This window comes from Pseudomonas sp. S3_B11, from assembly GCF_054667715.1.
The window spans coordinates 5,734,669-5,756,930 of record NZ_CP162749.1; the positions used below are offsets into that span (position 1 = coordinate 5,734,669).

The window sequence follows — 22,262 nt, forward strand, 5'->3', positions numbered from 1 at the left end:
CATGGCTGCTCCCAGGATGACGATTTCGTCTCCACCCTCCATACTCCCCCACAGTTGGCCTATGCTGCCCAGCATGACGCCGCTTCATACATGAGGGATGCCCGATGTTTTATGTGCAACGCGATGCACAAGGCCTGCTGGTGCGCGTAGAAGCCACCGCTTACGCCGAGGCCACCGAAACCTTGCCGGCCGACAACCACGAGATCCAGGACTGGTTCGCCAACCAGGCGGTGGAAAACAGCCTCAAGCAGCTCAAGCAAAGCGACCTGGAGATGATCCGGGTACTCGATGACTTGATCCAGGTGCTGACCAGCAAAGGCGTCATCCGTGTCACCGACCTGCCAGCCGCAGCCCAGGCCAAGCTGATGGACCGCACCCAGGCCCGGGAAGCCTTGGGCGGGTTGAGCCGGTTGATCGATGATGATGAGAAAGGGTTGATCTAGGCTTGCAAGTTACCCATTGCCTCGCTAAAGGGTTTTGGGTTGTCTGGGCTGACGCCATCGCGAGCAGGCTCGCTCCCACAGTTGATTGGTGTTGATCTCGATATTCGGTTCGACACAGATCCAATGTGGGAGCGAGCCTGCTCGCGATGGCAATGGTCAATCCACCGCAGGCCTGTCAGCCCGCCGCTTGAACCTCCAGCCGATCCATCGCCCGCTCTACCAACAAATGCACCCCATCGGCCATTCGGCTGATCGCCAGGATCACGCTGCGGCGTGAGCCGTCGACGTCATCAGCCAGGTCGGCGGCGATGGCGCTGATGGACAGCAAGTCTTCGGAGGCATTGGCCAGGAGGGTTTCGGTGTCGATGTCTGGGGAGACCATGAAGAGTTGGGCGGTTTGGGTTTTTCCCGAGGCTTCATCGGTGGGTTTGGGATTGAGGTAGTAGTCGAGGACGCGTTCGGCGGCTTCGTCGAGTTTTTTGGATTTCGAGGGGAGTGTCAGATTTTTTGTGTGCGGGCCGGTGACGGCCTGCCGTTAGGCAGACCTTCATTTACCACGTCGGCCTGATGAACCGGTCCCCGTACAGGATCGCGAATTGATTCATGGCGTTTTTCCAGTCATGGGCTGCACTGCCCCAGTTTGCGGTGATGTTGCGCAAGCCCAGCCAGATTAATTTGGTGGCAGCGTCATCAGTTGGGAAGTGGCCTCTTGTCTTGATGATCTTTCGCAACTGAGCGTTGATGCTCTCGATCGCGTTGGTCGTATAGATCACTTTCCGAATGGCAGGCGGGAAGACAAAAAACGGGATAACTCGATCCCAGGCGCGTCGCCAAGCAGCGACGACGGTCGGGTACTGTTTGCCCCAAGGCCCATTTTCGAACGAGTCCAAAGCCGCTTCGGCGGCCTCGGCGTTGATCGCTTGATAGATCGGTTTGAGAGCCTTGGCCAGTTCCCGACGTTTGTCCCAGGCTGCATAGTCGAGGCTGTTGCGGATCAGATGCACGATGCAGGTTTGCAACGTCGTCTCAGGAAACACCGCGCTCAGGGCTTCTGGCATGCCTTTGAGGCCATCGGTCACGGCAATCAACACGTCTTCGACGCCGCGTGTCTTGAGGTCATTGAAGACCTTCATCCAGAACTTGGCGCCTTCCGTTGTCTCGATCCAGATGCCCAAGATATCGCGGGTTCCGTCCGGTAGTACGCCCAAGGCCAAGTAGATGGCCTTATTGCGGACCAGACCTTCTTCCCTGATTTTGACCCGCAGCGCGTCGAAGAAGATGACCGGGTACATCGGCTCAAGCGGTCGTTGCTGCCAAGCGCCGATCTCTTCCATCACCGCGTCGGTGACTGAGCTGATGAAGTCGTGCGAAACATCTGTGCCGTACTGTTCCAGGAGAAACGCTCTGATCTCGCGAACCGTCATGCCCCGGGCGTACATGGCGATGATCTTGTCGTCGAAACCGGTGTAACGGCGCTCGTGTTTGGGGATCAAAATGGGCGAAAAACTGCCATCCCGGTCGCGTGGGATATCCAGCCGCAGCGGGCCATCTCCGGTCAAAACGGTTTTTCCACTCTTGCCATTGCGCTGATTAGTTTCATCCTCCGGGCGCTGCGCGCCCGGGGGATAGCCCAAGTGATGGCCGAGTTCAGCGGTCAAGGCTCGTTCAATCAGGGCCTTCTTGAACGCTGCCGAGGCGTCCTCGATGGCTTCCGCTGTCATCAGCCCCTCACCAAACTGCTCAAGCAGCTCTTTAGGGATTTTGGGCAGGTCACGCAGGGGTTTCTTTTTGGTTGGCATACATGCACCTCTTACTCATGTTATGCCCGAACACAAAATTTCTGACACTCCCATTTCGAGGATTTGTCGGAGTTGTTGCCAGGGTTTTCTGGCGGATTCGGAGTTACTTTGAACATGGCGTGAAGCTCCATCTGTAGAAGTGGAACCGACACCCTTTGCTTGCACGCAAATGAGGTGGCAGTTGTACGCAGGTGTGCAAGACCGGGCAGACGGAACCCCGGCAGAATCCTTCTCACGAAGAAATCTCCCACGCACAACCGCCATAAAGCGCTTGCGCGTCGTCTTTTAACCGGCTTGCACGCCAGTGTCACCGTTTTTTTCAGTGACAACCCCAGACTAGCCACGAGGCAGACGCCCGACAAGTTCACCAAGTTCGCTACAACTCGAAGGAAATCTCCTAGGACCTTACTTTTAGAGGGGGGTGTATATCCGTTTCTGCGGTAACGGCCACTTAGGGTTCCGCCCTGACGGCGGGTCACTTTCGAAAAGCGCGAAAGTAACCAAAGCGCTCATGCCCCACCACTTGGCACCTCGCTTAGGCTCGGTGTGCCCTCACTCCGGCATTGCTCCGTGGGCCGCCGCGAAGGGCCATCCATGGCCCAGAGTGTGTAAAAACCGATAAAAACATCGTCGGCACGTAGTGCCGACAGGTGTTGGCCAACTGATTAAAACCTGAAGCGTTCCTGTAGCTCCAAGCGGCCCCTACGAACGCTAGCAAGGCTTCATAGCTTGACTAACGGGGCAAAACGGCAGGCTTTCAGGCCGCCAGCGCCTTCATCAGACCCTGCGCACCAAGGATTTTCATCACTCTTTTCCAATTGTAAGCGAGCACATTCAAGCTCATTTCAGTACTGACCCCAGCCAGCCGCCGTGTCAGAAAATGCGTCGCTCCCATCCATTGCTTCAGCGTCCCGAAGGGATGCTCGACCGTTCGCTTGCGGATGATCATCATCTGCGGCTCATTGTTCAGCCGGGCCTGCATTTCCTCCAGTACCGCCTCATGTTCCCAGCGCCGAACTTTTCGCTCTCTGGCCGGTGTGCATTGCGCCTTTATCGAACAGGCTCGGCAGTTGGAGTGCCAGTAAACGTCCAGCTTCTTGCCCTTGTCGACGTAAGCGTTGCGCCAGATCAGCACTTGCTTGGCGGGGCAGACGTACACATCTTTTTCCGCGTCGTAAACAAACTCGTCATTGCCGAAGCGACCATCAAATTTGGCCCGCGAGCTCAGCGTTTTCGGCACATAAGCTGTGATCCCTGCCTCATGACAGGCCAGGATTTCTGCGCTTTTGTAATACCCTCGGTCCGCCACTACTGACAACGATTCGCTTTGCATCGCCTCACGGGCCTGCTGGGCCATCGAGCTAAGCTGATCACGGTCGTGACCGACATTGGTCACCTCGTGCGCGACGATCAAATGGTGTTTGGTATCGACTGCTGTCTGCACGTTGTAGCCCACGATGCCATGACCGCTCGTCATCATCATCGAGCGCGCGTCCGGGTCGGTCAGCGAGATCTGTTTGTCCGGCGATGCTTCAAGCTGTATTTCAATCGCCTGAAGCGCCTTCATCTGCTCCTTCAATTTGGCGATTTTCTCTTCCAGGCCGCCTTTGGGCCCTGAAGACTTGTGCTCTTCCCGATCAGCCTCATCCAGCGCCTTCAGATAACGGGCAATGCTTGATTCGATCTCTTCCATCCGGCGCTTCAGCTTGGCGCTGGTGAAATTGCGGTCGCGGTGGTTCACCGCCTTGAATTTACTGCCATCGATGGCAACGAAATGTTCCGAGAAAAGCCCCAGCTGTTGACACAGTACGACGAACTGCCGACAGACTCCTCGAATGGCCTTTCCGTTGTCTTTGCGGAAGTTGGCGATGGTCTTGAAATCCGGCATCAGGCGACCGGTCAGCCACATCAGCTCGACGTTGCGCTGCGCCTCGCGCTCAAGGCGCCGGCTTGACTGGATACGGTTGAGATAGCCGTAGATGTAGATCTTCAGCATGACTGCAGGGTGGTAAGCCGGTCGGCCCGTTTTAGCGGGGACAGCGCTGTCAAAACCCAAGCTGATCAGGTCGAGCTCATCCACGAAGACATCGACAACGCGCACCGGATTGGTGTCGCTGACGTAGTCGTCCAAGCTCTCGGGGAGCAAGGTAGTTTGATCTCGGTGTTCACCTTGGATGAAGCGTTTCATGGGCAGCCCTTGCGATGAAGTCCTGGGAGAATCATAGCAAGGTTGGCTTCGAGTTTTTACACACTCTGGGCCATGGATGGCCCTTCGCGGCGGGCCCACGGAGCAATGCCGGAGTGAGGGCATGCCGAGCCTAGGCGAGGCACCGAGTGGTGGGGCAGAAGCGCTTTGGTTACTTTCGACTGGGCCGGCTTCCGGGCTTTTCGAAAGTGACCCGCCGTCAGGGCGGAACCATAAGCAGCCGTTACCGCAGAAACGGATATGTACTCAGTCAGAAGGATAAAAGACCGCCTCACCCCCAACGCTTAGGCTCACCCACCAACTGCCCCTGAACCCCAAACAACCCCATCTCCCGAATCACCGCCAACTCCCCCTCCGTCTCAACCCGCTCAGCAATCAACGGCAAGTCGATACTGTGAGCCGCCCGCTGAATCGCCTCAATGAACAAGCGCTTATCGCTTTCCTGGTCAATCGCACGGATATAGCTGCCATCGATCTTCAGATAAGCCAACCCCAACCGCGACAAGTTACCGATCATGCTGAACCGCCCACCAAAACGCTGCAGGCTCAAGGAGAAGCCCAACTCACGCAGACGCCGGGTCAACTGCTCCAGCACCGCTTGCTCCGGCAATTGCTCTTCACCAATCTCCAGGGTCAGGCGCGACCCAAGGTTGGAATGCGCCCGCAGGATCTCAAAGATCTTGTTCAGCGCCTGCGGATCGGCCAAGGTCGCCGAAGACAGGTTCAACGCCAGAGACTGTTCATGCCCGGCCATTTGCCTGAGCACCTGCTCGAGCATCAAGCGGTCCAGGCGCGCAGTCCAGCCAAAGCGCTCCAACCAAGGCAGGAACCGCCCGGCGGGGATGGTCTGGCCCTGCTCGTCGAGCAGCCGCGACAGCACTTTGTAATGCAGCACCACCTGGGTGTCCTGGGCGGCCACCACCGGCTGGAAGTACAGTTCGAAGCGCTGATGATTTAACGCCTGGTCGAGCAACGTGTGCCAGGCGTGGTGATCGTCGCCGACGCTGGCCGAGGCACTGTGATCCAGGCACGCCCAACCCGGTTCGCCCTGGCTTTCAGCCTGGGCCAGGGCCTGGTCGCCGAGCTGCAGCACCGCTTGCGGCGAGTCGCCATGGACAAACGGCGCCAGCCCGATGGAGGCCACCGAAGCCACATCCGTCGCGCCGGTCGCATGCAGGCTCGCCAACGCAGCCTCAAGGTTCTGCGCCAGTTGCAGCGCTTCCTCGCGCACCAGCCCAGGTGCCAGAACCGCGAATTCCCCGCCGCGAATACGCGTGACCAGGTTGTGGGTTTCCGGATACCGCGCGCATTCACGCAGCAATTGCTCGCCCACGGCCTGGAGCAACTGGTCGGTGCGCTGCCCGCCCAACCGCTGGTTCAAACCGGCCAGGTCCTTGACCCGCAGCAACAGCAGATAACCGGAACTGGCTTGCTCCGGGTTGCTCACCCGGGCATTGAGCTGCATTTCGAAGTAGCGTCGGTTGGCCAGGCCCGTGAGGTTGTCCTGGTAGGATTCGACCCTCAGTTTCTCGCTGCGCTCGGCCTGCTCCTGGAACAGCGCCTTGAGCTTCTCGACCATCTGGTTCATCGCCTGCACCACGCGGCGCAGTTCAGGCGTGCGCGGCAGCTCCGGCAGGCTCAGGAACTCGCGACGAGCGATGGCATGGGACTGATGCACCATGTAGTCCAGCGGCTTGAGCTGACGACGCAGCAGCAAGGCCCCCAGCACCGCGCTCATGGCGCCGCACAGCAAAAGCCAACCCAGGCTGCCCAACGCGCTCTGCCACAGCTTGGCGAGGGCGAACATCGGGTGGCTGACCACTTCGACCCGGGCCGCCTGTTCCCAGCCGCGGCTGACGATGGCATCGCCTCCAGCCGGTTCCAGGCCGATCAGCTTGACGAACCATTGCGGCACGCTGCCGGCGTCCGGCGTGCCGGTGCGCTCGACGAGGGTTTTGTCGGTGGCCACGTCGACCACGCGGATGCTGGCGTAGTAGCCACTGTCGAAGATCGAGCTGACCATCAGCTCCACCATCGCCGGGTCGTCGATGTTCGGCGTCAGCGACAACGCCAGCGCCGTGGCCGCGTCCTGGGCGTGGGAGCGCAACTGGTTGACGTACTGGGCCCGCGAACTCTCCAGGCTGACCATGAAGCTGCCGCTGAAGGCAACCACCAGGAACAGACAGATAGCGATCAACAGCTGTTTGAACAAAGACATCTGAGCGCGCGCTCCTAGTTAGTCGTCTCGACCGGAAAACCTTCGGCCTGCATTTTCTTCAACACATCCTGCCACCGGGACAGGCGCTTGGTGTCACCCACTTTCTTGTTGCCCTTGGCGCCCGGCAGCCACAGCCCTTCGGCATTGAAAGAGTAGACCGGGAGCAAGTCGGTTCGCTGGCTGGCCGGCAGGATGCCGTCGATCAGGCTGTCGAGTACCAGCGGCATCGCCTCGGGCGTGGCGTAGTAGGTGAGCACCATGTGCGCACGATTCTGCCGCAAGGCCTTGACGTAGGTGATGCGCAGCTTGTCACTGGAGACCCCGAGATGACGCAGGCTGAAATACTTGGCGATGGCGTAGTCTTCACAATCGCCGGCGCCCTTCCACAGGGCCTGGATCGGGGTCTCCCAGTAGTCGACCTCGCGCCACAGGTCGATGTCTTCCACGTAGCGCACCTGTTTGTTGAAAAACAGGTTCACCACCTTGAGCTGTTCCAGTTCCGGGATCTGTTTCTGGGTCGCCAACAGTTGCTGCCATGCGTCGATCCGTTGCTGACCTTCGCCCAAGGGACCATATAACGCTTGCGCCCGTCGGCTGATCTGCGCAAAGTCCCAGTCAGCCTGCAAGCCACCCAGCATCAGGCCGGCCAGCAACAATGCCGAACACAGCCAGCGCAAGGACCTGAGAACAGGGAAAGGTGCAGCCAAGGGAATACGTCCGAAAAGGGCCGTTGGAAATTCGTTGGATGGTGAAGCCTGGCCGGGTAAAAAACAATGGCAGGTTGCAATCACCGCAAGCAGACTAAACTTTAGTTCAGGAACTGGGGCCGCGAGATTTTGACGGCTTGGCAATCTGTAACTAACGTTGGCTTGGATCCAATTGTCGTTACTATCAGTCAGGTGTTGTCGTGACACAAAAGCCCAAACCACTCAGCACTATCCAGGTCAACGGACCCATCCCGGCTGACCAGGCTCGCTCGATCATCGAAGAGTCTCTGCGCGAGGCCATCCTCGATGGACGCCTGCCTTGCGGCACCGCCCTGCGCCAGCAGGAACTGGCCGACCTGTTCGGCGTGAGCCGCATGCCGGTGCGCGAAGCATTGCGCCAACTCGAAGCGCAGTCACTGCTCAATGTGGTTCAGCACAAGGGCGCCGTGGTGGCGCCGTTGATCACCAACAATGCGGTAGAAACCTACGCCCTGCGCTCGGTCCTGGAATCGTTCGCCTTGCGCCTGTCCATTCCGCTGCTCGATGACAACGACCTGGCACTGGCCGCCCAGTACATCGAACAGCTGGAAACGGAAACCGATCACGCCCAGATCGGCAAGCTCAACCGGCTGTTCCACATGTCGCTTTATCACAAGGCACCCAACAGCAAGCTGCTGGACCTGATCGAGCGCGAACTCAATGAAGAAGAGCGCTTCCTGCGCTTTCATCTGTCATCCATGGGGCTGGGCAAGTTGAGCCAGGACGATCATCGCGCGCTGCTCGACGCCGCTCGCGCCAAGGACATCGATAACGCCGTCGTATTGCTGGAGCGACACCTGGAAAAAGCCTCGGTCACCATGCGCCGGTACCTGGAACAGTCGTCGAATCTTTGATCCCACCTCGACGGTCCAGCCGGCGTAAAAACTTCTTACATATCCTTCCGACTCACTTGTCGCCTGCGCGGCGCGGCTTGGCCGTGGCCGCGACTCGTCGTCCCATCAGTTCAATGGCACTGCCATCGATTTGGGCTCACTCTTGCGCTTGTCGATTCAAAACAGACCTGAAGAAGTCAACGCCTGGCTGAGGCCAGACGAATCGAAGCCAATACGCAAGGAGCGTCGTCCAACCGGCGGGATGATCGGATGTCCGACCGACGTCCTGCCCATAACATAAAACTTCTTAACTCCCCGATCCCTGAAGTGCTCCGAGTGAGGCATTCACTCGAACTATTCGATTCTGATACCCCTAAATCGGAAGGAGCTTCTTCGCCCAAATAAAACTTATATAAAAAGTTTTAACAGCCCTCTTCGCGCCCAATAAAACACTAACTTTAAATAATTAAAAAAGTACTTGCCGCTTACTTGTTTCATGTATTAGTTTTTTATTCGTCGCGTTACTGGCGACCCTTTCGACTTGCGACAAGCCAAGCAAATACTGGCATCCAAAGCCGAAATTACGATTAAAAGAGAATACTTAAGCCCCTTGGGCAATTCATGGATTCCGGTTCAGGCACCCGCTCGCCTTAATTAAATAACGAGCAACCTTCCGGACAAAATATCATTGATGAGGACGTTCCGATGCAGCCAACCAAAGAACAACTATCTCTAAAAAAACACGAACTTGGCCAACACCCGGTTTTTTCCGAGATTACATCAATCGATCTGTTACGCCGCTTTATGGAAAGCCATGTCTTTGCCGTCTGGGACTTCATGTCGCTGACCAAGCGGCTGCAACGCGAGCTCACCTGCGTCCACCTGCCCTGGCTGCCGCCGGCCGACCCGCACGCGGCACGCCTGATCAATGAAATCGTGCTGGGAGAAGAGTCGGATGACCGCCCCGGCGCAGGCTATTGCAGCCACTTCGAACTGTACCTGGACGCCATGCGGGAAATCGGTGCCGATACCCGCGCGATCGAGCAATTCATCACCCTGCAACAGGAAGGCGTCAGCCCCGAAACTGCGCTGGACAGCGTCGAGGTCGAACCGGCGGCGGCACGGTTTGTCCGCCAGACCTTGCACACCGCCCTGCACGCCCCGGCCCACAGCGTGGCAGCGGCCTTCGTGCATGGTCGCGAGAGTGTCATCCCGCAGATGTTCCAGCGCATGCTCGACGCTTGGGGCATTGGCCTGGATCAGGCGCCGACCTTTCGTTATTACCTGCAGCGGCACATCGAAGTCGATTCCGAAGACCATGGCCCGGCGGCAGAAAAGTTGTTGGCCCGGCTGATCGATGGCGACCCGCAGCGCGAAACCGAAGTACTGGTCGCCGCGCTCGCCGCTGTCCACAGCCGCGCGGCCTTGTGGGATGGCTTGCGCCAGAGCATGGCCCAGCCGGTTGCACAGGTGACGCCATGAACGCTGTCGAATACCAATCTTTCGCCGACGCCTGGGAAAGCCGCGCGACGATCCGTACCCGGCCACGGCGCCGGGTCGAAGACGACGACAAACTGATCTTCCCCATGAGCCGCCAGCCGCTGGTGCACAGCCAGACCTTCCTCAGCCACTGTCCGCAATTGCGCGACTTTGTGCTGGTGCAGAGCCTCTACAAGTTCATCAAGGACGTGGTGATTTTCGAGACCGAACTGGTGGACCACACCGCCCGCCGCATCGCCAAGAACCGCTTCGGCATCGAATTCCCGTTCGCCTGCCGCTACGACGCGATGACCGTGGTGGTGGATGAGGATTATCACGCGCTGGTGGCGATGGACTTCATGCAGCAGACCATCGATATGACCGGCATCGAACCGATCCCGTTGCCGGGGCAGATCGAACTCAGCCGCGCGATACCGGCGACCCTGGCCCAGGCGCCGGAACATCTGCTCAGCGCCGTGGAACTGATCTGCATCGCCATCGCAGAGAACACCGTCACCAACGAAGTGGCGGCCTTCGCCCGGGACGACTCGGTCAAGGCCTCGATCAAGGGGCTGATGGCCGATCACTTGCTCGACGAGGGCCGGCACTCCGGTTTCTGGACGCGACTGGTGCAGATTTACTGGCGCACCGCGCCCGAAGAGGACCGCGCGGCGATTGCGCGCTTGATGCCCGGTTTCATCGTCCAGTACCTGGCGAGCGACCTGCAGCAAGCGTTCGACTTCGAGCTGATCGCCCACCTGCCCGTCGACGAATCGGTACGCCAGTCGCTGCGTGAAGAGGCCAGTGCGCTGGCCTACCCCATCAATCGTTTTCACCCGTTGGTGGGCAACATCACGCGCTTTTTCCGCAGCAGCTCGATGCTCGCGTCCCCCTGCGTACGCGACGCCCTCGCTGATTATCTGACTCCATGAGGACCTTTCGATGAAACGCCTCGAAATTGCAGTGCCTGGCACCAGCCAGGCCATGGCCGAACTGGCCCGGGAACTGGAGCTGCACAGCCACGGCATCGTGGATCGGCAATCGCCGGCCAACCACGACGCGGTCGACCTGTTGATCGACGACGGTACGACACCGAGGATCATTGAGGCCCGCTCATGCCTCCAGGTCCGCGTGGCGCTGCGCACGCTACCCGGCGAGGTATTGCCGCAACCGGTGGTGATATTCCGCGACGGCGCGCAGCGGCTGTTATGCCAGGAAGTGATTGCGCCGCAACGCGATGGCAACGGTCAGTCCCTGCGGTTGCGTACCCTGGCGACAGTGGTCGAGACCGGCGCACGGCTGGTCAGCCAGTTATCCCGGGATGACACCTGCTTCGATCACTGGCCGACGGTGCACGCTGACGCTGTCGACCAACCTCTGCTCGGGCTCGATGCACTGGAGCCGCTGGCGTTCGAGCACGGCCTCAATCGGCCGCCAGTGCCCTGGCTGCTGGCCGCCGCCGATGTGCCGGTGATGCACAGCATCGAACAGCGCATGCTCGACGACGCGACGCAACCGGCCCTGTGGGTCGATGGACAACTCATCGACTACAAATCCTTGCGCCGCCTGGCGCTGAGGTTGCAAGAGCCGATGTTGCAGAGGCTAAGCGGCGCGGCCAAGTGCCCCTTGGTGATCGGTGTCTGCCTGCCCAAGTCCGCGCACCTGTATGCGGCGATCCTGGCAGTGCTGGGCTGTGGGGCGGTGTACCTGCCGCTGGACCCGCAGCACCCGGCGCAACGTCGGCGCTTCATCCTGGAAAATGCCCAGGCCGACCTGCTGCTGCACGACGGCGACAGCGATCTGGGCGACCTGTCGTTGCCAACGCTCAATGTCCAGCAACTGCCATCGCCCAAGCCCGGCATCCCGACCTCGTTGATCCGCCGCACAGTGGACAGCGACGAACCAGCCGTGGCGATCTACACCTCCGGCACCACCGGCCAGCCCAAGGGCGTGTTGCTCAGCCACCGCAACCTCAGTCACTTCTGTGCCTGGTACGGCGACTACGTCGCGTTGCAACGAGACAGCCGGGCGTTGCAGTTTTCCACCATCAACTTCGACGCGTCGCTGCTGGATATCCTCCCGACCTTCATCCACGGCGCCCTGCTGGTGGTGCCCAGCGAAGACCAGCGCCGCGATCCGCAGCAATTGGTCGCGTTGATTCACCAACAGCACATCAGCCATGCCTTCCTGCCGCCTGCGCTGCTGAGCGTCATGCCCCTTGATACACCGTTGGGCCTGGCGCACCTGATCACCGGTGGCGATGTCTGCGAACCGTTCGTGATCGAACAGCTCGCGCCACAATGCCAGTTCCACAACATCTACGGCCCGACCGAAACCACGGTGCTGGCGACCACACGACAGTTCGGCGTCGGCGACAACAACCGCAACCTCGGCGTGCCCATCGCCAATGGCCGGGTGCTGATCCTGGACGAACAGTTGCAGCCGGTTCCCCAGGGTGTTCCCGGCGAGCTGTACATCGCCGGCCCGGGCGTCGGGCTGGGTTATCTGAACGACCCGACGCTGACCGCGACACGTTACCTCGACCTGACGCTGCCCACCGGGCAAACGCTGCGGGTCTATCGCACGGGTGATATCGGCCAGTGGACCGACAACGGCATCGAACTGTGTGGTCGGCGCGATAACCAGGTGAAGATCCGCGGTTTTCGGGTCGAGCCCGAGGAAATCGAGCACTGCCTGCGCGATAGCCAGTTGTTTCGCCAAGTGGCGGTGGGGGTCGATGAACGGCGGCGGATCCTGGCGTTCCTGGTTCATCCCGAGCACTCCGGTGACGCCCTCCAGGCGTTACGCGAGCATGTGCAGAACAGCTTGCCCAGCTACATGCACCCGGCCGCCTACGTCGAATTGCCGAGCCTGCCGTACACCAGCAACGGCAAGGTCGATCGCCGGGCCTTGCTCGCCATGGCGGTGCAGGTGCAGGTCGACGGCCAACGCCGGCAGCCGCAGAACGCCCTCGAGACACAACTGCAGCAACTGTGGGCCGAACTGCTTGAACTGCCGGTCGAGGACATCGCCACCGACGAAAGTTTCTTCAACCTCGGTGGGCATTCGATCCTGCTGTCGCGACTGCTGTTGAGCATCCGCCAGACGTTCGGCCGCAGCCTGTCGATCAATCGCTTCATCGAAGCACCGACGCTGATGACCTTGGCCAAGTTGCTGGACGATCCTGATCAAAACAGTGCATCGATCCTCAGCCCCCAGGCCTTCATCGATGCCGAGGCCGAGCTCAACCTCGATCCATTGCCCATCAGCCAATGCGGCGATGTGCACAAGGTGGTGGTGACCGGCGCCAACAGTTTTCTCGGCGTGCACATCGTCGAGGCACTGCTGGCCTGGGGCGCCACCGAAGTCGCGTGCCTGGTGCGCGCGAGCGCGGAACAAAGCGCGGCCGAGCGCTTCTCCCAAGCCCTTCAGGACAATCACCTGACCCACCTGGACCTGGACCGCGTCAGTGTGTACGCCGCCGACATTACTCAACCGCAACTGGGTTTGCCGGACGACGTCTACGCCCGCATCGACCGTACCTTCGGCGCGCTGGTGCACAACGCCGCCCACGTCAACCATGTGCTCGACTACGAGTCCCTGGCGCGGGACAACGTGGAGCCGATCTTCGAATGCCTGCGCCTGTGTGAAGGGCGCAGCAAGAAGATCTTCAACTTCGTCTCCACGCTTTCCGCCTCCAGTGCCCTGGACGCCGACGGCCAGGTGCTGGAACAGCCAGCCGCCAAGACGCCGCCGATCTACATCAAGAACGGCTACAACCTGTCCAAATGGGTCGGCGAACGGATCCTGCAACGGGCCCGGGATCGCGGGGTGTCGGTCAATCTGTTCCGCCCCGGCAACATCAGTTTCAACAGCCTGACCGGGGTCTGCCAGCCCCATAAAAATCGGTTGATGCTGATGCTCAAAGGCTCGATCCAGCTCGGCCAGGTGCCGGAGCTGTCCCTCAATTTCGACCTGATGCCGGTGGATTTCCTGGCCCGCTTCATCGCCTTCCACGCCAGCCGCTACCAGCCGACGCAAGCGGTGTTCAACCTGCACAACCCGCAGCCTTTGAGCTGGGACGCTTACGTCGCCTCGTTTCGCGACAGCGGCCGGGAATTTTCGTTGGTCAGCGTTGCCGAGTGGCAACGGCAATTGGCTCGGGTCGATGCCGACAACGCGTTGTTTGGCGTATTGGGTTTCTACCTCAACGGCTTCGAGGAAGACATCGGCGATATCTCGCTGATCAGCCACGACAACGCCCGCGCCGGCGTGCGGCAGATGGGCGCCAGCTACCCGGAAAAGTCCCCGGCCCTGCTGCGTCGCGGCGCCGATTACCTCAAGGCCATCGACTTCATCTGAAACACCCTCAACCCAAAGCAAGGAGCAAGACCATGAGTGCATTTCAACCCGACACCCTGATCAAAAACCCCCAAGCCTGCCAGGTCGAAACCTCGGTGGAGGTCGCGGCCGACGCGGCGCGCGTCTGGGACGTGGTGGGTGATTTTGGCGGATTCAACCATTTCATTCCGGCACTGGAGCACATCGAAATGACCGGCGAGGGTGTGAGGTCCCTGCGCAAGAAATTCTTCCGCGATGGGCAGAACCTGGTGGTGGAACAGCTCAACAGCCGCGACGACCAGGCCATGCACATGACCTGGACGCTGATCTACAACACCCTGGGCATCGACAACCTGTGGGCAGCCATGCGCGTCGAACCCCTGGCGGACAACCGCTGCCGTGCCACCTGGACCATCATCGCCGACCACACCGACGCCCACACGCCGGCGGGCTTCCGGGATTTCCTCCAGGGCTTCGCCGATGAGGCGATGGGGAATGTGCAGGGGATGTTCCCCGAGGCATAACCTGCTCCAGGGTGGCCTTGAGACTCAGGTCCACCACCAAACCTATGTGTGTGGGCTCACTCCCACAGTTTTGGTTCCGGGGTTGAATGCAAAATACCGACCCACCGCCAGTCCCCTGTGGGAGCGAGCTTGCTCGCGATGGCGGTGGGTCGGCTTGCGACTGGGTCAGATCTTGAAGCTGTCCACCAGTTGCTTCAGTCGATTGGCCTGTTGCGACAAGGCATCGCAATCCTTCAGGGTTTCATTGAGGTTGGCCACGCTTTGCTGGTTCAGCAGGTTGATGTGGCTGACGTCCATGTTGAGGGTTTCAACCACAGCGGTCTGCTCTTCGGTCGCAGCAGCCACCGACTGGTTCATGCCGTCGATCTCACCGATACGCTGCGTCACGCTGACCAGTCGCAGGCCGGCCTGGTTGGCCACTTCCACGCTTTCTTCGCTGGACGTCTGGCTGGCGTTCATCGTAGTCACCGCTTCACGGGAGCCGATTTGAAGCGAGGTAATCATCTTGTGGATTTCTTCCGCCGACTCCTGGGTGCGATGCGCCAGGTTGCGCACTTCATCGGCCACCACCGCAAAACCACGCCCGGCTTCACCGGCACGGGCCGCTTCGATGGCCGCGTTCAGGGCCAGCAGGTTGGTTTGCTGGGAGATGCCCTTGATCACGTCCAGGATGTGGCCGATGTTGTCGGTGCTGGCGTTCAGGGTTTCGATCTGGGTGCACGAAAGGCTGATTTTCTGCGATAGCTCGGTCATGGCCTGGATGGTTTTTTCCACCACCTGGCGACCGTCATCGGCCTGCTCGCTGGCACCGCTGGCATGTTGCGAGGCATCGGCGGCATTGCGGGCGATTTCCTGGGTCGCGGCGCCCAACTCGTTGATGGCCGCAGCCACGCTGTTGGTGCGAGCGCTCTGCTCATCCGAGCCGACGAGCGAAGCGTTGGACGAGGTCATCACCCGCTGCGACAGGTCATGCACCTGGCGAGTGGCGGAAGACACTTCCGAGATCGACGCGTGAATCCGCTCCACGAACTGGTTGAACGAGCCACCCAGCACCGCGAACTCATCCTTGCCCTGCACCACCAGGCGCCGGGTCAGGTCGCCTTCGCCTTGGGCGATGTCCTGCATGGCACGGCCCATGGTGGTCAACGGACGCATCAGCACCTGGATCAACAGGCTCAGCAGCAACGCAATGGCCGCCACCGCGACAAACATCGCAATCAGCGCAGACGTACGGAACTGGCTCAACGGCGCGTAGGCCTTGGCCTTGTCGATCGACAGGCCGATGTACCACTCGGCGTTCGGCAGGCCGGTAACCGGGGTGAACGAAAGGATACGGTCCTGCCCGTTCAGCTCAACCTCCTGGATACCCTTGCCAATGCGCACCGGGGTACCGGGGTAGATGTCCTTGAGGTTCTTCATCACCTGGTCTTTATCCGGGCTGACGATTACCTGACCGTCGCCGCTGACCAGGAACGCATGGCCGATACCACCGAAGTCCACGGAGTTGATGATTTTCACCAGGGTTTCCAGGCTCAGGTCGCCGCCCACCACGCCGAGCAGTTCGCCGTTGTGCTTCACCGGCAGGGCAACGGTCACCACCAGGCCACCCACCGCCGCCAGGTAAGGCGGGGTCAGCATGGTTTTATCGGCGGTCACCGCCTGTTTGTACCAGGGGCGCTGACGCGGGTCGTAGCCGTCAGGCATTTTGGCGTCCGGGCGCTGGGTGAAGACGCCGTTGGCCTGGCCCACATAAGTGAACTGGAAGTTCGAGGTCAGCGCCGGCTGATCGACCAGCCCCGGCAGATCGGCAGTAGCGCCCTGGTGCGCGATGTTTTGCGCCAGGTTTTCCAGTACCAGTATCCGGCCACTCATCCAGTTCTGGATGCTGCTGGCCGTCAGGTCGCCGGATTGCTCGATGGACGACTCAAGGCTGCTGCCGATGGTGTTGCGCTGCAAATAATCGTTGTAGAGCGTGAACAGGGCAAAAGCCAGGACCACCACACCAGAGGCGGCAAGAAGGATTTTGTGGCTGAACTTTAGATTCATTGATGAGGCTTCTTATGCAAGGAGTGGGGGTGCATTCCAGATTTGCAACGTTCCATGTAACAGTGCGAGCGGTTATCAATCCGCTCCACTTTGGTGCACACGTACAAGTCTGTCGGCAAACCTGTACAAATAATTAGGGATGCGAAGAAATAGCCGACGGGAGGACACGGCGAGCGAACGGTGGTTGCAAATTCGCCGACGGCTGATGACAATGCGACCTATTATCATTTGTAACATCCAGGCCGTTGCGTCCATGTCATCTCCCGAGTTTGCAGTACAGGCGCTCTACAGCCGTCATCACGGCTGGCTCAATACGTGGCTGCGCACCCGCCTGGGCAACGCCGCCGATGCCGCGGACCTGGCCCAAGACACCTTCATGCGCCTGTTGCAGCGTAGCGAACGCCTGGAGCTTCGCGCCCCACGCGCCTTTTTGCGCACCATCGCCCAAGGCCTGGTGATCGACCATTGGCGTCGAGCGGAAATCGAACGCGCCTACCTGGAAACCATAGCTCACCTGCCGGAAGCCGAAACCCCTGGTGCTGAAGCACAGGCCCTGATTCTGGAACTGCTCGAAGCCATCGCCAGGATGCTCGAAGGCCTCAAGCCAAAAGTGCGCAGGGCCTTTCTGTTGGCCCAGTGCGAAGGCCTGACGTACAAGCAGATTGCCGAACAGATGGGCATTTCGTTGCGCTCGGTGGAACGCTACGTCGCCGATGCGCTGTACCACTGCTATGTGTTGCGCTATGAAAGCTGAGCCGGCGGAGCACTTGCAGAGCCGACGCAACGGCCCGTCGCAACAGGTGGTCAGGCAGGCGATCAACTGGCTGCTGCGCCTGCGCAATCACACCACCCACCCGACCCTGCGCCAACAGTGCGACACCTGGCGCGCCGCCCACCCGGAACACGAACTGGCCTGGCAACGGGTGCAATCGCTGCACAGTGAATTGACCTCCAACCTGCGGGCCGTGCCCGGTGCTCATGTCGCCCTGGATACCCTGGAAAACAGCGCCCAGCGCCTCAGTCGTCGCCAGGCCCTGAAGTTGTTGTCGGGCGTCGCACTTGTGGGCTGCGCGGCATGGCTGGGCAAGGACCTGGGCTGGCAGCCGTGGAATGCCGATTTCGCCACCGCCACCGGTGAGCGCCGAGGCTTCCAGCTACCGGACGGCACGCGGCTAGAGCTCAATACCCACAGCGCCGCCAACCTGGATTTCAGCGCCCGGCAGCGCCTGATTACCCTGGCCCGCGGCGAAATCATGGTCACCTGTGGCCGCGACCCGGGGCGCCCGCTGCGGGTACAAAGCCACCATGGCCTGTTCGAAGGCCTGGAAGGGCGCTTCGTCGTGCGCCAGGACAGCGACTGCACACGCTTGAGCGTCACCAGCGGCCGGGTGGTTATCCGTTCGCACCCAAACAGCGATGGCACACCCATTCAGGTCGAGGCCGGGCAAAGCTACCTGGTCACCACATCGACGGCGACCCTGGCGCCGCCGCTGGACATGGACGCAGGCGCCTGGGCCGACGGCTTGATCGTCACGCGCAACATGCGCCTGGCAGACTTTCTCAACGAAGTAGGACGCTACCGCCCAGGCTATTTGAACTGCGCGGCGTCGATTGCCGACCTGCGCTTGTCGGGGGTTTTTCGTTTGGAGGACACCGACAAATTGCTCGCCGTCCTGCCACGCACGCTCCCCGTGCAAGTCCGTTATCGAACCCGTTGGTGGATCACGGTGCAGCGCCTGGCTTGATTTTTTTTGGCGGGTTTCAGGCCGGCGTCCGGCTAGGACAGTAAGCACCCCTTATCTGCCTTCAGCGACTCCAACGGAACCTACAATGACTGAGCGCTTGCTTCTCAAGAACCCCTTCGGCTTCTCTGCGCAACCGGGCCTGTTGCGCCAGGCGATCCATGCAGCGCTGTTCTCCACTGCGCTTGGGGTCAGCGTCGTGCCGATGCTCGCGCTCGCCGCACAAAGCGGCGTGACCGCCAGCCGTCAGGGCTACAACATCGCCCCCGGCCCACTGAGCGACGTACTGAACCAGTTCGCCCGCCAGGCCGGGATCACCCTGGCAAGCACGCCGGCGCAAACCGGCGGCGTCCAGTCCCCGGGACTCAAGGGCGAGTACTCGCCCGACCAGGCCCTGAGCCAACTGCTCAGCGGCTCGGGGCTGGTTGCCGTCAGCCAGGATGGCAGCAGCTACGTGCTGCAAACCCAGACCGCTGGCAGCACGCTGGAACTGCCGACCACCGACATTAAGGGCTTCGCCCTGGGTAACGCCCTGGGCAGCATGGAAGGCTACAACGCCACCCACAGCCAGGTCGCCACCAAGACCAGTACCGCCCTGCGCGAAACCTCCCAGAGCGTGTCCGTGGTCACCCGCGAACAAATGGACGACCAGGGCGCGCAAACCGTGTCCCAGGCCATGCGCTACACCCCCGGCGTGCTGACCAACCCCTACGGTGCGACCCATCGCTACGACTACGTGGCGATGCGCGGTTTCAACGAGGGCTCGGTGGATAACATCTACCTCGACGGCCTCAAGTCCATGGGCGACAGCGGCACCTACAGCTCGATGCAGGTCGATCCGTACTTCCTGGAGCGGGTCGACATTCTCAAGGGTCCGTCCTCGGTGCTCTACGGCCGCAGCTCGCCCGGCGGCCTGGTAGCGCTCACCAGCAAGAAGCCACAGTACGAGGCCTATCACCAGATCCAGGCCACGGTCGGTACCCAGGGCCAACGCGGCATGGGCTTCGACTTCACTGGCCCCGTGGATGACGACAAACGCATCACCTATCGCCTGATCGGCCTGGCGGACACCTCCGACACCCAGTTCGACCACAACAAGGAAAAACGCTTCGCCCTCGCGCCCACGGTGAACATCGACTTCAGCGAGGACACCTCGCTGACCCTGCAAGCCTACCTGCAGCATGACCCCGACGGCGGCTACCACGGTGGCATGCCGGCCGACGGCACCTTGCATCAGCGCAACGGCCGGCGGATCTCCGAAAACTTCTTCGAAGGCGAGCCTGGCGTCGACGGTTACGAACGCGACCAGCAGTCGTTCGGCTACCAGTTCGAGCACCGTTTCAACGATGTCTTCACCGCCCGGCAGAACTTCCGCTACCTGGACTCCCAAGTCACCAACGATCAGGTCTACGCCTATGGCTGGACCACGCCCACCAGCAACGAGCTGAACCGCTACTACACCGGCGCCGAAGAAAAGCTCCACTCCTTCATCGTCGACAACATGCTGCAAGCCGAATTTTTTACCGGCGCGACCAAACACACCGTGCTGATGGGGGTCGACTACCAGCGGCGCAAAACCGTGGTCGACTGGACCAGCGGCAGCCTCGCGCCGATCAATGCCTTAGACCCGACCTACGGCAACTCGACCATCACCTACTTCAGCCCCACCAGTTACCTGCGGCGCCTGGAGCAGACCGGCGTGTATCTGCAAGACCTGGTGGAAATGGACAAATGGCGCTTCTCCCTCGGCCTGCGCCAGGACTGGGTCCGAACCTCGGATGAAAACCGCATCGCCGAATCTGGCCGCCCGGAAGGCACCGAGATCAACGACAAACGCACCAAGCTCACGGGCCGCGCCGGGGCGCTGTACCTGTTCGACAACGGCCTGGCGCCGTACATCAGCTACTCCGAGTCGTTCAATCCGAACTCCTACGCCGACAGCGCCGGCAACCCACTGCCGCCGACCGATGGCAAGCAATGGGAACTGGGCCTGAAATACCAACCGCCGGGCACCGATGACCTGTACACCGCCTCGCTGTTTCGCATCGACCAGGAAAACCTGGCGACCAAACTGCCCCAGGAAAACTTCTACCGCGCCGTCGGGGCCGTGCGCTCCCAGGGCCTGGAACTGGAAGCGCACCTGCAGTTGACGGAACAATTCAAAGTGCTGGGCAGCTACACCTTCACCGACATCGAATACTCGAAATCGATGATCAGCACCTTGAGCACCACCACCGACATCATCGATAACAAGGGCAACTCACCGACCCAGGCCCCGCGCCACATGGCTTCGGTCTGGGCTGACTACAAGTTCGACAGCGGCGCCCTCGACGGCCTGCGCCTGGGTGGCGGCGTGCGCTATGTCGGCTACAGCTGGGCCGATGCGGAGAACACCATGAAGGTGCCGGCCTACACGCTGTTCGATGCGTCGGTGGGGTATGACCTGGGCAAGGTCGGCTTGAAGGGCGTGGATGTGCGCCTGAACGCGAACAACCTGACCAACGAAACCTACGTCGCTTCGTGCGCCAGCCTGAGCTATTGCTACATGGGTGAAGAGCGCAATGTGGCGGCGACGGTGAGTTATCAGTTCTAGCCTGTTCCTCAGATCGATCGTTCCCACGCTCCCGCGTGGGAACGTCGCCAGGGACGCTCCGCGTTCCGCTTCTGGAGTGTGACGCGGAGCGTCACGGGATGCGTTCCCACGCAGAGCATGGGAACGATCAGACCCGAACCGTATCCCCTTCCTCCCGCACCACACCCTCTTCCCGCACAAACCGGTTCGCCCGGCCAAATGTACCGAAATCATTGAACCGCACACCCATCTCGCGCATCACTTGGTGGGCCACCGGCACCGTCAGTTGACGAATGTAGAACGGCTCCTTCACAACGAAATGATGAATGCCGTGACTGCTGCCGAAGTTGAAGCAGAACGCCTGCAACGGCCACAGCCACCAGGGGTTGAGCACCTGGGTCTGCTGGATGACATTGCCCGGCTCGATGTCGCCGTAGTAGTGCATGTTCGAGCTGACGAAATGCAGGCAAAAGGTGCGCAACACGTTCGGGCCGATGATCACCACCGCGGCGATGTCGATCACGTGCATAACCGCCAGCGTTGTGGACGACCAATCAATTGAAGTCCCCAGCAGACTGGCGATGCCGTTGGCCCCATGAAAACCGAGAAACACATACCAGGCGCCCCAGTGCAGCAACGCCAGCGGGAAATACACCTTCAGCGTACGCTTGAGAATGCTGCGCTTGTGCGCCCAGGTCTTGGCCCGCAGCAGGCGGATGAAGGCCGACATCACGTTGTCCCCGACCATCAGCAACCGCGCCAGTCCCCAGGGCTCGCCGTTGGTGATGGCCCGCTCTTCCATGTCGGCCTCGCTGCCGGACACCTTGTGATGGTTGAGGTGCAGGTGGCGACGGATCCACGGATTGATCGTGCTCGGCCGCGCCAGCCACACCAGGCCCATCATCAAGTTGTGGGGCAGGCGCTGCTTGCGAAAATACATGCTGTGGATCAGGTCGTGTTCCAGCTCGTGGGTCAGGGACGCGAAAAACGCGTTGAGCAACAGGCACGCCCACCCGGCCAGGTGACCGTTGATGTAGAGCAGCGCCGAACCGATCATCCCGGCCAGGGCGAACGCCAGGATGCCCGCGCCCAACGCATCCTGGTGGCGCAGGATCGGATAGCGCTGGCGCAATTCTTCGCCCCGGGCCAGGACCACCTGGCGAATATGGGCCGATCGTTGTTGTGCATTCAATCGCTCGGGGCTTGCGCAAGTGCCGTGCATGGCTTACATCCTCTGTTAGAGATGTGCTCATCCTGCCGGGCGTAGTCCCACGGGGTGGTAGCCGTAAACGCCAACCTGTTGACCGCAAGCG

General features: G+C 60.7%; 16 protein-coding genes. 9 read left to right on the plus strand and 7 right to left on the minus strand.

The genetic code is table 11. The features are described from left to right. Positions 1 to 104: 104 nt before the first annotated feature. Positions 105 to 443: a hypothetical protein gene (locus tag AB4O22_RS25645; protein WP_053161687.1), complete on the plus strand. Its 339-nt coding sequence runs from the start codon at positions 105 to 107 to the stop codon at positions 441 to 443. 175 nt (positions 444 to 618) lie between these two features. Here the strand turns inward: AB4O22_RS25645 and AB4O22_RS25650 are convergent, their stop codons facing one another. The 5 genes from AB4O22_RS25650 to lapG all read right to left on the minus strand — a co-directional run bounded on the left by AB4O22_RS25650 (position 619) and on the right by lapG (position 7,304). Further along, on the minus strand, positions 619 to 945 hold the full coding sequence (locus AB4O22_RS25650; RefSeq protein WP_460097761.1) for a DUF6124 family protein: 327 nt from the start codon (positions 943 to 945) through the stop codon (positions 619 to 621). Between the two features lie 49 nt (positions 946 to 994). Then, on the minus strand, positions 995 to 2,242 hold the full coding sequence (locus tag AB4O22_RS25655) for an IS256 family transposase (RefSeq protein WP_460096091.1): 1,248 nt from the start codon (positions 2,240 to 2,242) through the stop codon (positions 995 to 997). A 757-nt stretch (positions 2,243 to 2,999) separates the two neighbouring features. Next, the gene (locus tag AB4O22_RS25660; RefSeq protein ID WP_460095985.1) at positions 3,000 to 4,430 is read right to left on the minus strand and encodes an IS1182 family transposase; all 1,431 of its coding nucleotides are present in this window, start codon (positions 4,428 to 4,430) and stop codon (positions 3,000 to 3,002) included. A 289-nt stretch (positions 4,431 to 4,719) separates the two neighbouring features. Beyond that, on the minus strand, positions 4,720 to 6,666 hold the full coding sequence (gene lapD, locus AB4O22_RS25665) for a cyclic di-GMP receptor LapD (protein WP_460097433.1): 1,947 nt from the start codon (positions 6,664 to 6,666) through the stop codon (positions 4,720 to 4,722). A gap of 14 nt (positions 6,667 to 6,680) precedes the next feature. Then, a complete protein-coding gene (lapG, locus tag AB4O22_RS25670) occupies positions 6,681 to 7,304 on the minus strand; it encodes a cysteine protease LapG (protein WP_371856198.1) in 624 nt (207 codons plus the stop codon). A 269-nt stretch (positions 7,305 to 7,573) separates the two neighbouring features. Here lapG and AB4O22_RS25675 point away from each other — a divergent pair, with 269 nt between their 5' ends. The 5 genes from AB4O22_RS25675 to AB4O22_RS25695 all read left to right on the plus strand — a co-directional run bounded on the left by AB4O22_RS25675 (position 7,574) and on the right by AB4O22_RS25695 (position 14,589). After that, positions 7,574 to 8,266 carry a GntR family transcriptional regulator gene (locus AB4O22_RS25675; RefSeq protein ID WP_003196536.1) on the plus strand — a complete coding sequence of 231 codons (693 nt, stop codon included), beginning with the start codon at positions 7,574 to 7,576 and terminating at the stop codon, positions 8,264 to 8,266. Between the two features lie 684 nt (positions 8,267 to 8,950). Continuing rightward, a complete protein-coding gene (locus tag AB4O22_RS25680) occupies positions 8,951 to 9,727 on the plus strand; it encodes a DUF3050 domain-containing protein (protein WP_003196534.1) in 777 nt (258 codons plus the stop codon). Beyond that, the gene (locus tag AB4O22_RS25685) at positions 9,724 to 10,656 is read left to right on the plus strand and encodes a diiron oxygenase (RefSeq protein ID WP_460097435.1); all 933 of its coding nucleotides are present in this window, start codon (positions 9,724 to 9,726) and stop codon (positions 10,654 to 10,656) included. The genes AB4O22_RS25680 and AB4O22_RS25685 overlap by 4 nt, the downstream gene beginning before the upstream one ends. 10 nt (positions 10,657 to 10,666) lie before the next feature. Next, entirely contained in the window at positions 10,667 to 14,086 is a 3,420-nt protein-coding gene (locus tag AB4O22_RS25690) for an amino acid adenylation domain-containing protein (RefSeq protein ID WP_460097437.1), read from the plus strand. 32 nt (positions 14,087 to 14,118) lie between these two features. Beyond that, positions 14,119 to 14,589: an SRPBCC family protein gene (locus AB4O22_RS25695; RefSeq protein ID WP_003196529.1), complete on the plus strand. Its 471-nt coding sequence runs from the start codon at positions 14,119 to 14,121 to the stop codon at positions 14,587 to 14,589. 165 nt (positions 14,590 to 14,754) lie between these two features. Here AB4O22_RS25695 and AB4O22_RS25700 read toward each other — a convergent pair whose 3' ends face one another. Further along, positions 14,755 to 16,635, minus strand: a complete 1,881-nt coding sequence (locus tag AB4O22_RS25700) for a methyl-accepting chemotaxis protein (protein WP_003196528.1) — start codon at positions 16,633 to 16,635, stop codon at positions 14,755 to 14,757. A gap of 253 nt (positions 16,636 to 16,888) precedes the next feature. Between AB4O22_RS25700 and AB4O22_RS25705 the strand changes: the two genes are divergently transcribed. The 3 genes from AB4O22_RS25705 to AB4O22_RS25715 all read left to right on the plus strand — a co-directional run bounded on the left by AB4O22_RS25705 (position 16,889) and on the right by AB4O22_RS25715 (position 20,970). Continuing rightward, the gene (locus tag AB4O22_RS25705) at positions 16,889 to 17,389 is read left to right on the plus strand and encodes a sigma-70 family RNA polymerase sigma factor (RefSeq protein ID WP_003196525.1); all 501 of its coding nucleotides are present in this window, start codon (positions 16,889 to 16,891) and stop codon (positions 17,387 to 17,389) included. Continuing rightward, positions 17,379 to 18,380 (plus strand): FecR domain-containing protein, encoded by a 1,002-nt coding sequence (locus tag AB4O22_RS25710; RefSeq protein ID WP_460097439.1) that lies wholly within the window; start codon positions 17,379 to 17,381, stop codon positions 18,378 to 18,380. The genes AB4O22_RS25705 and AB4O22_RS25710 overlap by 11 nt, the downstream gene beginning before the upstream one ends. An 85-nt stretch (positions 18,381 to 18,465) precedes the next feature. Continuing rightward, the gene (locus AB4O22_RS25715) at positions 18,466 to 20,970 is read left to right on the plus strand and encodes a TonB-dependent siderophore receptor (RefSeq protein ID WP_460097441.1); all 2,505 of its coding nucleotides are present in this window, start codon (positions 18,466 to 18,468) and stop codon (positions 20,968 to 20,970) included. Positions 20,971 to 21,097: 127 nt separating this feature from the next. On the opposite strand, the gene AB4O22_RS25720 is transcribed toward AB4O22_RS25715, so the two are convergent. Continuing rightward, positions 21,098 to 22,171, minus strand: a complete 1,074-nt coding sequence (locus AB4O22_RS25720; RefSeq protein ID WP_053161678.1) for a fatty acid desaturase — start codon at positions 22,169 to 22,171, stop codon at positions 21,098 to 21,100. Positions 22,172 to 22,262: the final 91 nt, after the last annotated feature.